We start from the raw sequence: 11,903 nt of genomic DNA, 5'->3' as shown, positions 1-11,903 counted from the left end.
ACCTCGCTAGTCCGACGCAGCGGGCGACTTTCGCAATCGCTTGGCGCGCTCTTTGGCCGAATACCCGGTCGCCGCTTCCAGGAAGCGGTTGTATCGATTGATCGTTTCGCGGGCGACGTCCTCGGGTACCTTCGGGTTCATCGTGACATCCACTTCGAGCTCCCTTCCCTCGGCGTGGGCCGAGATCCGTTCGAGAGCCCCATAGCGTGCCGTCGCGGCGCCGCCCACGATCTGGGCGGGACCGAACTCCGCGGTCAACTTACTCTGAAGGATCTCGGGAGTCAGTTGGGAACGATGGCTCGTCCGGACCGGATATCTCTGCACGGCGCCCCGTCGAAGCGGAGCTTTCTATAAACGCTTAGCCGGAGTCCCGGCCCGCACCGAACCGATCAGACCGTCTCGATCTCGAACCGGACCCGGTACCCGCGGAGTCTGCGCGTGAGCTCGTCCGTCAGATCCAAGAGCTGCTCCAGGCGAGCGCCGCCCTGCCAATCGTAGACGAAGTCGTAGTTGCCCTGGGTCGGATCGAATCCGATCGCATGCAGCTGGCCGGCCACGTCCGAGGGCTTCCCGCCCTCGCTGTCGAACGTCACCCGAAGGTACGTTTCCATCGCGGGCGGAATGGGCGCCGCTCGGCTTAATGTTTGTTCAGTCGCTGCCGGCGAATTCGTCGCCGCGAGGCGCGCGCGTGGGCGGGAGGCGGACGGAGTCTCTCCTGGACCGGCGTCTCGAGCTCCTCGGCCGAGCGGACTCGAACCCGGATCGTCGGCAGTCGGATCCGGCTCGCCGCGATGGCAATGCTCCACGTGCCGCTCCGACGCGAGCGCAGTCGGACCTCGAGGTCGATCTCGGACGGGCGTCGGCGCTCCCGTTCCCGCTGCGAGGCCGACGGGGGTTCTCCCGGGGCGGACCAACGGATCCGGGGGGACGGATAGACGCCTTCGAGGGCCGCCCGGATCGCGGAGCGAGCTTCACGCGGGGCGCGGACGCGGATCGGAATGCGCGAGAGTCGGCGACCCCGACGATCGATGATCCGAGCCCGGACCCGCCGCGAGCTCACCGGCTGGAGATCGTCGGCGAGGACGAGCGGCACCGCCACCACCACCACGGGCGGCAAGCCCTGCCGTCGGCGCTCTCGATTCACTGCGCGAGCGCCTTCCAGGGTGTCCGACGAGACCACGAGCGCGGAGACGCCAGGCTCGACGGACCGGCCGAAGCCATCGTCCAGAGGAGCGATCCACCACGCTCGATCGGAATGATGCCGCCGCAACCACACGGCGAGGGCGCGGCGCCGCGCAGGGTACGGTGCGATCAGTTCGGCCTGCGGCTTCGACCGGCCCTGCAGGAAGGCGGTCGTGGTGAGGCCGATGCCCACTTTCCGCCCCACGCGGAAGGCCGTGTTCAGGAGCGCTTCGTGACCGACGTGGAGGCGATCGAAGGTGCCTCCCAGCACCACGACCGGAAAACGCGCCACCGGGGTCCCTCTACCGGATGAAGCTGATGGCCAGCACGATTACGAGGAACGCGATGACGATGTACATCACGTTCGTGTAGAAACGTCGGGTGCGGATCGTGGCGTCGCGCTTCTCCTGGCAGGCGGCGCTGCAGGTCTCCGAACCAGGAGCGCAGGTCTTCCCGCAGACCTTGCAGTGCCGATGGTCGATTCCGAGCGCCATCGCCCCTCCACGTTCGCCGGGGCGCTTAGCGTTGTGGGCGCTTTGGGCGGGTCCCGACCGCACGGCCGCCTACGACAGGCTTGCACGGGACCTCAAGCGCGCACCCGGGTGCGCCTAACGGAGGAAAGCCTCCCGCCCGGCGCTGGGCGAACGGTTATAACCCGCACCTGGGTCGGAGCCGCCCGCATGGGCAACATCCGCCAGACCTACATCAAAAGGGTCGCGATCGACCTCATCCGCCATTACCCGAACGATTTCAACGGAGATTTCGCGAACAACAAGCGCAAGGTCCTCGAGCTGACGGACCTCGGCGTGGCGGTCGAAGGTGGCGAGTACCACGCAACGTACAAGAAGCTGGCCAACCGAATCGCCGGCTACACCGTCCGCTACGTCAAGCGCAAGCGTGGAACCTAGAGCGCTCGGCGGCGCCGCCCGCATCGGTCGGGCGAACCTCGGATCTCCCCACCCAGTAAACCGGTGCAACGGTTATCCCCAAACTCCGGCCTTACTGCATCCGACGTTCCCGTGCAGGATTCTCTCAAGAGCCGACTCCTTTCCTCCCCCGCCGTGTCCTTCGGCACTTGGATCTCGTCGTCCTCCTTCGTCTGCCTCGACGCGTTGAAGGATATGGGCTTCGAGTGGTTCATGGTCGACACCGAGCACTCCCAGGTGAACCCCGAGACGATAGCCGCGATGATGGCCGACCTGGGCGGGAGCGGGGCCACCCCCTTCATCCGGGTGGGCAACCTCGATCCGTATCTCGTCAAGCAGGCGCTCGACTCGGGCGCACGCGGGATCCTCGTTCCACTCGTGAACACCGAGGCCCAGGCGAGGGCTGCCGTGGCCTATGCGAAGTATCCGCCGGACGGGATCCGGGGTGCGGCCGCCGGGGCATCCTCTCGCTACGGGCGCCACCTGGCTTCGTACCTGCGGGTCGCGAACGCGGAGACCACGGTCGGCGTTCAGATCGAAACCAAGGAAGCCCTGGACAATCTCGAGGCGATCGCGGGGGTCTCCGGCGTGGACATCCTGTTCGTGGGGCCGCAGGACCTCACCCTGAGCCTGGGCTTCCTGGACGATCGCAAGAACGCGAAGGTGCGCGACGCCATGCGTCGCGTGGTCGACGCCTGCGAGCGGCATGGCAAGATCGCGGGCACGCTCGTCATCGACGTGGAAGAGAAGCGGGCGGCCGTCGAGCTCGGCTTCCGGTTCATCTCCCTCGCGTCGGACGTGCGCTTCCTGATCCAGGGTGCGCAGGACTACCTGAACGCGTAGACCGGCTCCGCGCGCCGGCCTAGTCGAAGATGGAGAGCCCCTCTTGCAGGTGGGAGATCTCGACCGGGGTCGTGGGCCGGCCGGTGATGAACCCTCGCGAGTTCGCTATCGCGCAGGCACCGACCACCGGAACCCCGAAGTTCGCCGTGGATCGATGGACCGGCACGCCCAGGACCTCGCCCGCGAACGCGACCTCGTGTTCCGTCGCCTTCGGGTGCACCACCACTCCGCGGTTCGTCGCGAGGCCCGCCATGCCGACGGTACCGAGGCCGCCCAGGGTTCCCCGATGGACGGGTACTCCGAGGGCCCCGGCGATCTTGCCGATCGCCACGTCCGATAGTTCGGGGTGTGCGAGCGCTCCGTGATCGTTCGCGAGCAGATTGTTGCCGAGCGCGTTCTGGCGCGCGCGGATCACGACCACCGGCACGATCCGCTCGAGCACGGCCCGCTCCAAGACATCGATCGTGTCGCCGACGACCGCCCCGTTCGAGTTGATCGCGAGAAGGGGACCGACCAGTTCGCTGTCGCAGACGGTCGTGCGGTAGGCCTTCACCCCGAGCAGCCGCTCGATCTCATGCTCGAGCGCGGCCGGGGTGCTCGGCGGCACGATCGCCGCGGAGTCGGTGACGCGCAGGTGGACGCCGAGATACGGGCTTCCGCCGAACAGTGCACGACCGACCGGCACGCCTCGTGGTTCCCCCGGACGAGGTCTTACGCCTCGTCCAGGAGGTCGACCTCGATGAGGCCGTCCTCGAAGCGAATGGCTTTCACGTGAACCTGTCGAGGGATGTGCTGGATGCCGCGCTCCCAGATGAACAGGTTGATGCGCGGGTCGATCCAGACGTCCTCGGGTTTGCCTTTCATGTGGCGGCTGATGAAGCGGCGGACGGTCTCGAGCGCGTGGCCCGAGCGGCGGCGACGCGACGGCTGGTGCATGCTGGCCCGCAGCGGGATCACGTACTCGCGTTCGAGTTCCTCGGTCGGCGCGGCGGCGTTCGGATTGCGTGCCATGATCGTCTACTCCTCCATTACTTGTGCAGATGTCCGCGCTTCCACGTGCGCCGCTTCGGGTGGCGGACCACGCGCCGGCTCGTGCGCTGCATGACCCAGGCGGGAACCCGGCGGTTCTGCTTGACGGCGCGGTTCAGTCGGGTCTTGCGCGCGGAGCTCTTCCTGCGATTCGCCATTGGAGTATCCTCTTCGTCCCTACCGGCGGGTGATCTTGATCTCGCGTCGTTCCGGGGAGATGCGCTCGAGGAGAGCGCGAAGTGTCGCATCGTCGATCGGCCGCTGGAGCCGCCCGCTCGCGGCGAGGGCGATGACCTGCTGCTCCACCGACGCCGCTACGTCCGGCTTCGCGAGACGGATCCGTCCGAGTCGCTCTCGGGCTTCGGGGGTCAGGACGCGGCGGAGGACCTCCGCCCGCTCCGCGTCGCGCCGCTCCATCTCGGCCTGCTGAGCGGAGTAGGCGTTCTGCGTCGCCCCCTGCTGCATCTGCTGGATCTCCTGCAGGCGACGCCGCCGAAGCTCGGCGAGCTCCACGTCGTCATTGGCCGTCATCGGATCTCGCGACTCCCGTCCCATCACGGCGCTAGAGGTACTTGGCCAGTTCGGGGCGGCTTTCGGCGAGAGCCTTCAACGTGTCGCGCGAGAGCGTGTCGAGGAGTTTCTGACCCTCCCCGCTGACGCGCCGGCCTTTGTTCTTGTACGCCTGAACCAAGCCCGCATGCTCGAGCTGCTGGACGATCTCCCGCAGCACGGCTCGGGAGCCCTTCCGGGCGTGGTACGGGGCGCTGCCGCGGTCGCGCTTGCCCCCGTAGTCCGCGCTCAGCCGCGAGATGCCGATATTCCCGTGGACGTAGATCTTGCGCAGGACGGAGGCGCTGCGCATGTACCACCAGTCGTCCTGGGTGGGAGCGCGTTCCTTATGGACCCCGGTCTTCACGAACGCCGCCCACGTCGGGGGTGTGACCGCCGCTCGGTTCTTGAGCTCGGTCGCCAAACGGGGCAGCAAAGCGGAAGGCGGAACGTCCCTTGGGTGAGTCATGAGGCGGCGAGCCACCCGGTGAGGGTATTTAGCCGTATGTGGATTCTCTCGATAGCGCGATGCGCTCCGGGCCGGCCCCAGGCCGCTCCGCGGCGCCTCCCGCTCCATGGGTCAAGGTCAACGACCTCCCAGCAAGTTGGGAGGCTTGCACTACGAATATCCGTCCAGGTTTTGGTTCCCCAGAAAACGCCGTCTTACCGACGGTACGGAGCGGGATGGGCCGGTCGACTTCGGGATTCCGATCCCTACCCGCACAAAGCGGGAAGCGGCCCGACTCGGGGAGGGGCATCAAAGGTGTTTCCGTCCCCTCCTTGCGGAGGCGTGGCTCCCCGAGTCTGGTGCGTATGCCCGTCGATTCCCGACCTTCAGCCGGTGCTCTCTCGTGGAAGTGCCTTACCTCGTGCGAGGTGTTCGGGGGCGGGCGCACCCTGCGCCGAGCGTTCTCGCTCCCTTCGGAGGGGAACTCGCTCGGCTGTACGCCGGGGCCATCACCTCGGGAGACAAATATGTGCCGGCGCTCCTCCCCCCAACGAGTTGGGGGGTCTCCGCGCCGAGTGGGTTCTATGAACGACGGGGAGAAGGTTGCCGCGCTGCTGCTCAGCGGCGGCGCCTCCAATCGCTTCTATGGCCGACCGAAGGCCCTCCTCCCCGTGGGCTCTCGCCCGGCGATCCGGCGGATGGCGGAGATCTCGTTGGACGAGGAATTGTTCCCGGTGATCGCGGTGGCGGGCGCGCACTCCGACGCGGTGCTCCGGGCCGTTCAGGGGCTCCCCGTTTCGGTGGTCGAGGCGGAGCGGTGGAGGGAGGGTCGAACGGCCTCGATCCAGGCCGGCCTCGGGGCGATCCCGGCGGGCCACGACGTGCTCCTATGGCCGGTCGACCACCCTTTCGTCGAGCCGGCGACCGTGCTCGAGCTGTTGCGGGCCCGGGCCCGCGACGCGCTGGGATCGTGGTTCGTTCCGACGTGGGGGGGACACGGAGGCCACCCCGTCCTGATCCGACGCTCGGTGTTTCCGGCCATCGAGTCGTTGGCCGCCGACGCCCCTCTGCGGAGTCTCCTCCCCGCGCTCGGGCCGCAGGTGGTTCGAGTTCCCGTGGACGACCCGGGGGTCTTCGCCAACGTGGACACGTTGGAGCGATATGTCTCCGCGCATCAGGAGTGGCGGGAGCGCTCGGAGCGTCGATGGATCGAAGGTTGATCCGGGAGGAGTTGCACCTCATGGAGGCGCACCAGCCCTTCGCTCGCGCAGCGATCGTCCGCACGGCAGGGTCGGTCCCGGGCAAGCTCGGGGCCTGCATGCTCGTGCGGGCGGACGGCACTTCGCTCGGCACCGTCGGGGGCGCCGAACTCGAGGAGCGCGTCAAGGAAGCGTGCCGGAAGGCACTCGAACTGGGACAGGGGGATCTCCTCCACTTCGATCTTCAGGCCTGGAAACCTGGAGGTCTGAGAAGCCTCTGCGGGGGGACCGTGGATGTCGCCGTCGAGTACGTCCCCGCCCGGCCCAACCTCTTGCTCTGGGGCGGTGGACATGTCTCCCTTGCGATCGCGGCGCTCCTTCCGAGCCTCGAGTACGATTACAGCGTCGCGGACGACCGCCCAGACTGGGTCGGCTTCGATCGGTTTCCCACAGCGGTCCGGCGCGAGGTCGTCGCGCCTCGCGGGGTCTGGGATATATTCGACCCTGCGTCGTTCACCCACCTCTACCTCCTGGGCTACGACGCGATGAAGGACCTAGAACTCCTGGCCGATTCGATCGAGCGGTTCCCCGGGCACATCGGGCTGATGGCGAGCGCTTCCAAGCGTGAGCACATGTTCCACACGCTGCGGGAGCGAGGCGTTTCGCGGACCGCGATCGGCCGGATCCGCTCCCCCGTGGGCATCGACATCGGCGCCGAGAGTCCCAGCGAGATCGCACTGAGCGTCGCGGCCGAGCTCGTACGGGGACGACATCCGACGCGCAGCCCGCTCCCCCGGCCCGCGGCGGTCGCGAAACGGTCGGACACCTCCCCCGGCACCGGGGGCCCGTAGGATGCCATCACGCGCGAAAGGCGGTGCGGCGAACGGCGTGGGTCCCACGCCCTCGAGCTCGCTGAAGATCACCGTCAACGGCCTTCCAATCGATAGGCCGTGCCCACCCGAGCGCATCCTCCTTGACCTCCTCCGAGAGGACCTCGAGCTCACCGGCACCAAGCGGGGCTGCGATCTCGGAACCTGTGGCTGCTGCACCGTCCTCGTCGACGGGCGACCGACGCTGAGCTGCCTCACGCTCGCTCGCCTCGTCGATCGCCGGTCGATCACGACGATTGAAGGCGTGACTCCGGTCCACGGCCTCTCGGCGCTCCAGCGCGCATTCGTCGAGCACGGTGCCACCCAATGCGGGTTCTGCACGCCGGGATTCCTCGTCACCGCGACCGCCCTGCTCCAGGAACGGCCGAGCCCCACGCGAGCGGAGATCATCGACGCGATCTCGGGAAACCTGTGCCGATGCACCGGCTACACGAAGATCATCGAAGCGATCGAGGCTGCGGCCCGAGAGGGACGCTGATGGCGACCGGGGGAACGCGCGGGATGCGCCTCCTCGGGGGCCGGATCCCGTACATCGACGGCCCGCTGAAGGTGACGGGCCAGGCGGAGTACACCGACGACATCCGTCGGCCCGGCATGCTGGTCGGTCGGCTCCTGCGCAGCCCGTGGGCGCACGCGCGGATCGTCTCGGTGGACACGAGCGCGGCCCGAGCCCTGCCGGGCGTCGCCGCGGTCCTCACCGGTGAGAAGTACCCGACCCCGTTTGGCGTGCTCCCCATCACGCGCGACGAGACCGCGATCGCGGTCGGAAAGACACGGTACATCGGAGACATCGTCGCAGCCGTGGCCGCGGTGGACGAGCGGACGGCCGAGCGAGCGCTCGAACTGGTCCGAGTGGACGTGGAACCCCTGCCCGAGTACACCGACCCCCGGATGGGCGTCGAAAAGGTCGCCGAGCCGATCCATGCGCGCGGGCTTCTCGGGACGAACATCCAGAAGGAGGTCGTCCAGCACTTCGGCGACGTCGACGTGGCGTTCGCCCGAGCGACCCACCGGGTCCGGGTCCACGGACGCTTTGCCGGAGTTACCCATGCGTTCACCGAGCCGCTCGTCACGATCGCCGAGGCGACGGCCGATGGTCGCCTCACGGTCTACAGCGCGACCCAGGTCCCGCACTATCTGCATCGCGCGCTGAGCGAGGTGCTCGGGATCCCGATGCACCGGATCCGGGTGATCAAACCGGAGGTCGGAGGCGGCTTCGGGGGCAAATCGGACCCCCTTCCGCACGAGATCGTGTGCGCCGCGCTCTCGATCGAGACCGGCCGGCCCGTGAAGATGCTGCTCGACCGCGAGGACGTGTTCTACACCAACCACGGCCGGCACCCGACCGATAACGAGGTTCGGATCGCGACGGATGCCGAGGGTCGGATCCTCGCCTACGACATCGACGCGCTGATCGATGGGGGAGCGTGGAGCTCGTTCGGAACGGTCACTACGTACTACAACGGGGTTCTCGCCATGGGCCCGTACCGGATTCCGAACTTCCGGTACCGCGGCCGCCGCGTGTACACGAACAAGCCTCCGTCCGGGGCGATGCGGGCCCACGGCGGCACCAATCTGCGCTACTCGATCGAGGTCGGGCTGGACGAGATCGCGGAAGCGACGAAGCTCGATCCGTTCGACCTGCGCACGCGCAACGCGCTCCCACCGAACTCGACGACGATCAACGACTTCCGGATCACCTCGACCTCCTTCTTGAAATGCCTCGCTGCCGCACGCGAGCGCAGCGGGTGGGATTCGAAGTTCCGCAAGTTGCCCTACGGCCGCGGTGTGGGGCTCGGGTGCGGATTCTACATCTCGGGCTCGAACAGCCCGATCCATTTCAAGCCCGTGATGCCGCAATCGACCGTCCATCTCAAGGTTGACATGGACGGCGGGATCGCGGTGCACTCGATGCAGGCCGATATCGGACAGGGATCGAACACGCTGCTCGCGGCGATCGTAGCCGAGGTCCTGGGAGTCGATCTCGAGCGCGTCCATGTCCAGCGCGTCGACTCGGACGTCAGCCCGATCGACATCGGCAGCTACTCGAGCCGCGTGACGTTCATGATGGGGAACGCTGCCCGACGGGCGGCCGAGGACCTGAAGGCCCAGCTCCTGCGGGCGGCGAGCCACCGGACCGGCCATCCCGTCGAGCAGCTCGAGGTCGCGTACGAGCGGATCCAGGTCCGACACCGACCCGAAGTGGGAGTGACGTTCATGGAGGCGCTCCACGCGGCGATGGAGCGCGCCGGAGCTCTCACCGCGACCGGGGCGTACTCCTCTCCCCCGATGGGAGGCTCGTTCAAGGGCGCACGCGCCGGCACCGCCCCCGCCTACTCCTTCGGCGCGTACGTCGCCGAGGTCGCGGTCGATCCCGAGACCGGCCTGTACCGGGCCGAGAAGATGTGGGCGGCGTTCGACTGCGGTCGTCCGCTCAACCGGCTCGCGGTCGAAGGACAGGTCGAGGGCTCGATCCACATGGCCCTCGGCCAGGTCATGGGCGAGTCGATGAACTACCGCGGCGCGCGCCTCTTGAATCCGTCGCTGCTCGAGTACAAGATACCCACCCCCGCCCAGATGCCCGAGATCGAAGTGCTCCTGGTGGGCGACGACGACCCCGAAGGGCCGTTCGGGGCGAAGGAGGCGGGCGAAGGTCCGCTGATCGCGGCGCTGCCCGCGATGGGGAACGCCATCTACGACGCCGTCGGAGTCCGATGCTACGAACTGCCGATCACCCCGGACCGGATCGTCCGCGGGATCGAGGATCGCCGCAAGGAGGGTCGCGCCTGGAAGGGCGCCTGACCATGCATCTCGACCCGTTCGAGCTCTACCAGCCGACGACGATCGAGGAAGCCGTGCGCCTGCGCGCGGAGCACGTCGACGGCTCCGATTACCTCGCCGGCGGGACGGATCTCCTGCCGAACTACAAGATGCATCTGAACGTGCGGCCCCACCTGATCGCGCTCGGGAACGTCGCCGAGCTCGACGGGATCTCGCTCGATCGGATCGGCGCGATGGCTCGACTCGCCGACCTCGAGCGGGACCGCGCGTTCGCGAGCTCGTACCCCGGCATCTGGGAGGCGATCCGCGAGATCGCCACCCCGCTCGTCCGGGCCTCGGGTACGGTGGGCGGCAATCTCCTCCTCGAGACGCGATGCTTCTTCTTCAACCAGAGCGAGTTCTGGCGCGCGAGCCTCGGCTACTGCCTCAAGGCCGATGGGGATCGGTGCCACGTCGTGCCCCAGAAGGAGAAGTGCTACGCCACGTTCAGTGGCGATCTCGCCCCCACCCTCGAGGTGTTGGATGCCGAAGTGGAGATCGCGGGGGCCGACGGACGGCGCCGGGTCGCCCTCGAGCGCCTGTACGACGCCGAGGGCGACGGGATCCGCCGGCACCGCATGGCGCCGGGAGAGCTCCTGGTCGCGGTCCATCTGCCGAAGGACGCGCGCGAGCGTGCCGCGACATACCTGAAGTTGCGCGTGCGTCCCTCGTTCGACTTCCCCGAGCTCGGCGTCGCGGCCGCCGGGCGCTTCGACGGAGACCGAGTGCTGGGGCTGAGGCTCGGCCTCGGCGGCGTCGAGACCCGCCCCCGCCGCTTCGACGAACTGACGGACCCCGTCGTCGGTTCGCGCTTGAGCGACGAGCGGATCCGGGCGATCGCGGAGGGGGTCGTGCGGCAGTCGCGCCCCGTCCACAACACCTTCCTCGCCCCGGAGTACCGCAAGCGCATGGTCGGAGTGTTCGTGCGCCGCGCGCTCACGAAGGTGCGCGATTCCGCGAGGGTGGCATGAGCTCGGGCCCTACGTTCGAGTGGTGGCCGGCCGACCGGATCCTCATCCACGAACGGACCGACCCTGTGCGCGTCGAGAAGCTCGCGAGGCAGATGCAGCGCTCGGGCGTGTGCGAGACCCCGATCTACATCGATCGCGCGACGGGCGTGCTGCTCGACGGCCACCACCGCTACGCCGCCCTTCTACGGCTCGGAGCGACCCGCATCCCGGTCTGGGCGGTCGAGTACGAGGACGACTCGGTGATCTCCCTCGAACGGTGGCGTCCGGGGCCCCCCATCTCCCGAGCCGAGGTCGTGCGACGCGCGCGGGCCAGCGAGCCGTTCCCGCCGAAGACGACCCGCCACATCCTCCACGTGAAGCTGCCCGCTCACCCCGTACGGCTCTCGGAGGCGCTGGCGGCGCCGGCCGACGCGGCGACCGGATAGGGCAGCGCGAGCTCTCCGATTGCGAACCGCCGGATCGTCTCCATCATTAGACGGATCTCGATCGGGCGCAGCCGATCGCGCAGCGACTCCGGTGTATCGGCCGGTCGAACCTCGATACGGTCCTGGCCGAGGACCGGACCGCCGTCGACCTCGTTGGTGACGATGTGCACCGCGGCGCCGGTCTCGCGATCACCGGCCGCGAGCACGGCCGCGTGGACCCGCAAGCCGTGCATGCCGCGTCCCCCGTACCGTGGCAGGAGCGATGGGTGAAGGTTGATGGCCCGGCCGCGCCACTCTTCCACCCAGCCCTCGGGTAAGATCGCGAGGAATCCCGCGAGGACCACGAGTTGGACGCCGTGGGTCCGCAGGAGCCGCGTGAGTTCGCGCGCCCACGCCTCGCGCTCGGTCCCGCGAACCGGCAGCACCGCGACGGGCAATCCCGCGCGACGGGCGCGGTCCACCACCGGGGCCCCCTCTCGGTCGGACACGACGAGCACGATGCGCGCCGGGATCCCGTGCTCGGCGATCCCCCGGGCGATCCCCTCGAGGGTCGTTCCCTCTCCCGACGCGAGGACCCCGATGGAGAGCGGCGGCGGCACGGCCCGTTCACCTCGCCGCCCT

18 protein-coding genes are annotated in these 11,903 nt (G+C 68.4%); 8 read left to right on the top strand and 10 right to left on the bottom strand.

Annotation, left to right across the window (positions count from 1 at the left end; all coding sequences use genetic code 11):
* Positions 1 to 6 precede the first annotated feature (6 nt).
* The 4 genes from VMV28_07275 to VMV28_07260 all read right to left on the bottom strand — a co-directional run bounded on the left by VMV28_07275 (position 7) and on the right by VMV28_07260 (position 1,676).
* Positions 7 to 324: a DUF5611 family protein gene (locus VMV28_07275; GenBank protein HUZ80398.1), complete on the bottom strand. Its 318-nt coding sequence runs from the start codon at positions 322 to 324 to the stop codon at positions 7 to 9.
* A gap of 65 nt (positions 325 to 389) precedes the next feature.
* A complete protein-coding gene (locus VMV28_07270; GenBank protein HUZ80397.1) occupies positions 390 to 611 on the bottom strand; it encodes a hypothetical protein in 222 nt (73 codons plus the stop codon).
* 26 nt (positions 612 to 637) lie between these two features.
* Positions 638 to 1,474: a pantetheine-phosphate adenylyltransferase gene (locus VMV28_07265; GenBank protein HUZ80396.1), complete on the bottom strand. Its 837-nt coding sequence runs from the start codon at positions 1,472 to 1,474 to the stop codon at positions 638 to 640.
* A 10-nt stretch (positions 1,475 to 1,484) separates the two neighbouring features.
* Positions 1,485 to 1,676, bottom strand: coding sequence for a DUF2116 family Zn-ribbon domain-containing protein (locus tag VMV28_07260; protein HUZ80395.1), 192 nt, complete (start codon positions 1,674 to 1,676; stop codon positions 1,485 to 1,487).
* Between the two features lie 186 nt (positions 1,677 to 1,862).
* Here VMV28_07260 and VMV28_07255 point away from each other — a divergent pair, with 186 nt between their 5' ends.
* Complete coding sequence (locus tag VMV28_07255) at positions 1,863 to 2,090, top strand: 30S ribosomal protein S17e (GenBank protein ID HUZ80394.1); 228 nt, start codon at positions 1,863 to 1,865, stop codon at positions 2,088 to 2,090.
* A 111-nt stretch (positions 2,091 to 2,201) separates the two neighbouring features.
* Positions 2,202 to 2,951: an aldolase/citrate lyase family protein gene (locus VMV28_07250; protein ID HUZ80393.1), complete on the top strand. Its 750-nt coding sequence runs from the start codon at positions 2,202 to 2,204 to the stop codon at positions 2,949 to 2,951.
* Between the two features lie 19 nt (positions 2,952 to 2,970).
* On the opposite strand, the gene VMV28_07245 is transcribed toward VMV28_07250, so the two are convergent.
* The 5 genes from VMV28_07245 to VMV28_07225 are packed head-to-tail and all read right to left on the bottom strand — an operon-like array spanning position 2,971 to position 4,998.
* Positions 2,971 to 3,636 carry a translation initiation factor IF-6 gene (locus VMV28_07245; protein HUZ80392.1) on the bottom strand — a complete coding sequence of 222 codons (666 nt, stop codon included), beginning with the start codon at positions 3,634 to 3,636 and terminating at the stop codon, positions 2,971 to 2,973.
* A 26-nt stretch (positions 3,637 to 3,662) separates the two neighbouring features.
* The gene (locus VMV28_07240) at positions 3,663 to 3,962 is read right to left on the bottom strand and encodes a 50S ribosomal protein L31e (protein ID HUZ80391.1); all 300 of its coding nucleotides are present in this window, start codon (positions 3,960 to 3,962) and stop codon (positions 3,663 to 3,665) included.
* A 17-nt stretch (positions 3,963 to 3,979) separates the two neighbouring features.
* On the bottom strand, positions 3,980 to 4,138 hold the full coding sequence (locus VMV28_07235; protein ID HUZ80390.1) for a 50S ribosomal protein L39e: 159 nt from the start codon (positions 4,136 to 4,138) through the stop codon (positions 3,980 to 3,982).
* Between the two features lie 19 nt (positions 4,139 to 4,157).
* A complete protein-coding gene (locus VMV28_07230; protein ID HUZ80389.1) occupies positions 4,158 to 4,511 on the bottom strand; it encodes a DNA-binding protein in 354 nt (117 codons plus the stop codon).
* Positions 4,512 to 4,542: 31 nt separating this feature from the next.
* Positions 4,543 to 4,998: a 30S ribosomal protein S19e gene (locus tag VMV28_07225; GenBank protein HUZ80388.1), complete on the bottom strand. Its 456-nt coding sequence runs from the start codon at positions 4,996 to 4,998 to the stop codon at positions 4,543 to 4,545.
* A 563-nt stretch (positions 4,999 to 5,561) separates the two neighbouring features.
* Here VMV28_07225 and VMV28_07220 point away from each other — a divergent pair.
* Genes VMV28_07220 through VMV28_07195 form a run of 6 tightly spaced genes read left to right on the top strand, consistent with a single transcriptional unit; the run spans position 5,562 to position 11,282 of the window.
* Positions 5,562 to 6,197 carry a nucleotidyltransferase family protein gene (locus VMV28_07220; GenBank protein HUZ80387.1) on the top strand — a complete coding sequence of 212 codons (636 nt, stop codon included), beginning with the start codon at positions 5,562 to 5,564 and terminating at the stop codon, positions 6,195 to 6,197.
* Positions 6,182 to 7,027 (top strand): XdhC/CoxI family protein, encoded by an 846-nt coding sequence (locus VMV28_07215; GenBank protein ID HUZ80386.1) that lies wholly within the window; start codon positions 6,182 to 6,184, stop codon positions 7,025 to 7,027. Before VMV28_07220 ends, VMV28_07215 begins: the two co-directional genes overlap by 16 nt.
* A gap of 1 nt (position 7,028) precedes the next feature.
* Positions 7,029 to 7,544, top strand: coding sequence for a (2Fe-2S)-binding protein (locus VMV28_07210; protein ID HUZ80385.1), 516 nt, complete (start codon positions 7,029 to 7,031; stop codon positions 7,542 to 7,544).
* Entirely contained in the window at positions 7,544 to 9,868 is a 2,325-nt protein-coding gene (locus VMV28_07205) for a xanthine dehydrogenase family protein molybdopterin-binding subunit (protein ID HUZ80384.1), read from the top strand. Before VMV28_07210 ends, VMV28_07205 begins: the two co-directional genes overlap by 1 nt.
* A 2-nt stretch (positions 9,869 to 9,870) precedes the next feature.
* Positions 9,871 to 10,857 (top strand): FAD binding domain-containing protein, encoded by a 987-nt coding sequence (locus VMV28_07200; GenBank protein HUZ80383.1) that lies wholly within the window; start codon positions 9,871 to 9,873, stop codon positions 10,855 to 10,857.
* Entirely contained in the window at positions 10,854 to 11,282 is a 429-nt protein-coding gene (locus tag VMV28_07195) for a ParB N-terminal domain-containing protein (GenBank protein HUZ80382.1), read from the top strand. The genes VMV28_07200 and VMV28_07195 overlap by 4 nt, the downstream gene beginning before the upstream one ends.
* On the opposite strand, the gene purN is transcribed toward VMV28_07195, so the two are convergent.
* Positions 11,225 to 11,881 carry a phosphoribosylglycinamide formyltransferase gene (gene purN / locus VMV28_07190; GenBank protein HUZ80381.1) on the bottom strand — a complete coding sequence of 219 codons (657 nt, stop codon included), beginning with the start codon at positions 11,879 to 11,881 and terminating at the stop codon, positions 11,225 to 11,227. The genes VMV28_07195 and purN overlap by 58 nt on opposite strands.
* Between the last annotated feature and the right edge of the window lie 22 nt (positions 11,882 to 11,903).

This window comes from Thermoplasmata archaeon, from assembly GCA_035532555.1.
In the GTDB taxonomy this organism is placed as follows: Archaea; Thermoplasmatota; Thermoplasmata; order Lutacidiplasmatales; family UBA184; genus Lutacidiplasma.
The sequence above is the reverse complement of the archived record's forward strand: the minus strand, read 5'-3'. Positions and strand labels throughout refer to the sequence as shown.

Bases quoted from the DNA above. Each gene is read 5' to 3' on its own strand.
- VMV28_07270 (HUZ80397.1), bottom strand. From the start codon at position 611: ATGGAAACGTACCTTCGGGTGACGTTCGACAGCGAGGGCGGGAAGCCC.
- VMV28_07260 (HUZ80395.1), bottom strand. From the start codon at position 1,676: ATGGCGCTCGGAATCGACCATCGGCACTGCAAGGTCTGCGGGAAGACC.
- VMV28_07255 (HUZ80394.1), top strand. From the start codon at position 1,863: ATGGGCAACATCCGCCAGACCTACATCAAAAGGGTCGCGATCGACCTC.
- VMV28_07240 (HUZ80391.1), bottom strand. From the start codon at position 3,962: ATGGCACGCAATCCGAACGCCGCCGCGCCGACCGAGGAACTCGAACGC.
- VMV28_07235 (HUZ80390.1), bottom strand. From the start codon at position 4,138: ATGGCGAATCGCAGGAAGAGCTCCGCGCGCAAGACCCGACTGAACCGC.
- VMV28_07230 (HUZ80389.1), bottom strand. From the start codon at position 4,511: ATGACGGCCAATGACGACGTGGAGCTCGCCGAGCTTCGGCGGCGTCGC.
- VMV28_07225 (HUZ80388.1), bottom strand. From the start codon at position 4,998: ATGACTCACCCAAGGGACGTTCCGCCTTCCGCTTTGCTGCCCCGTTTG.
- VMV28_07220 (HUZ80387.1), top strand. From the start codon at position 5,562: ATGAACGACGGGGAGAAGGTTGCCGCGCTGCTGCTCAGCGGCGGCGCC.
- VMV28_07215 (HUZ80386.1), top strand. From the start codon at position 6,182: ATGGATCGAAGGTTGATCCGGGAGGAGTTGCACCTCATGGAGGCGCAC.
- VMV28_07210 (HUZ80385.1), top strand. From the start codon at position 7,029: ATGCCATCACGCGCGAAAGGCGGTGCGGCGAACGGCGTGGGTCCCACG.
- VMV28_07205 (HUZ80384.1), top strand. From the start codon at position 7,544: ATGGCGACCGGGGGAACGCGCGGGATGCGCCTCCTCGGGGGCCGGATC.
- VMV28_07200 (HUZ80383.1), top strand. From the start codon at position 9,871: ATGCATCTCGACCCGTTCGAGCTCTACCAGCCGACGACGATCGAGGAA.
- VMV28_07195 (HUZ80382.1), top strand. From the start codon at position 10,854: ATGAGCTCGGGCCCTACGTTCGAGTGGTGGCCGGCCGACCGGATCCTC.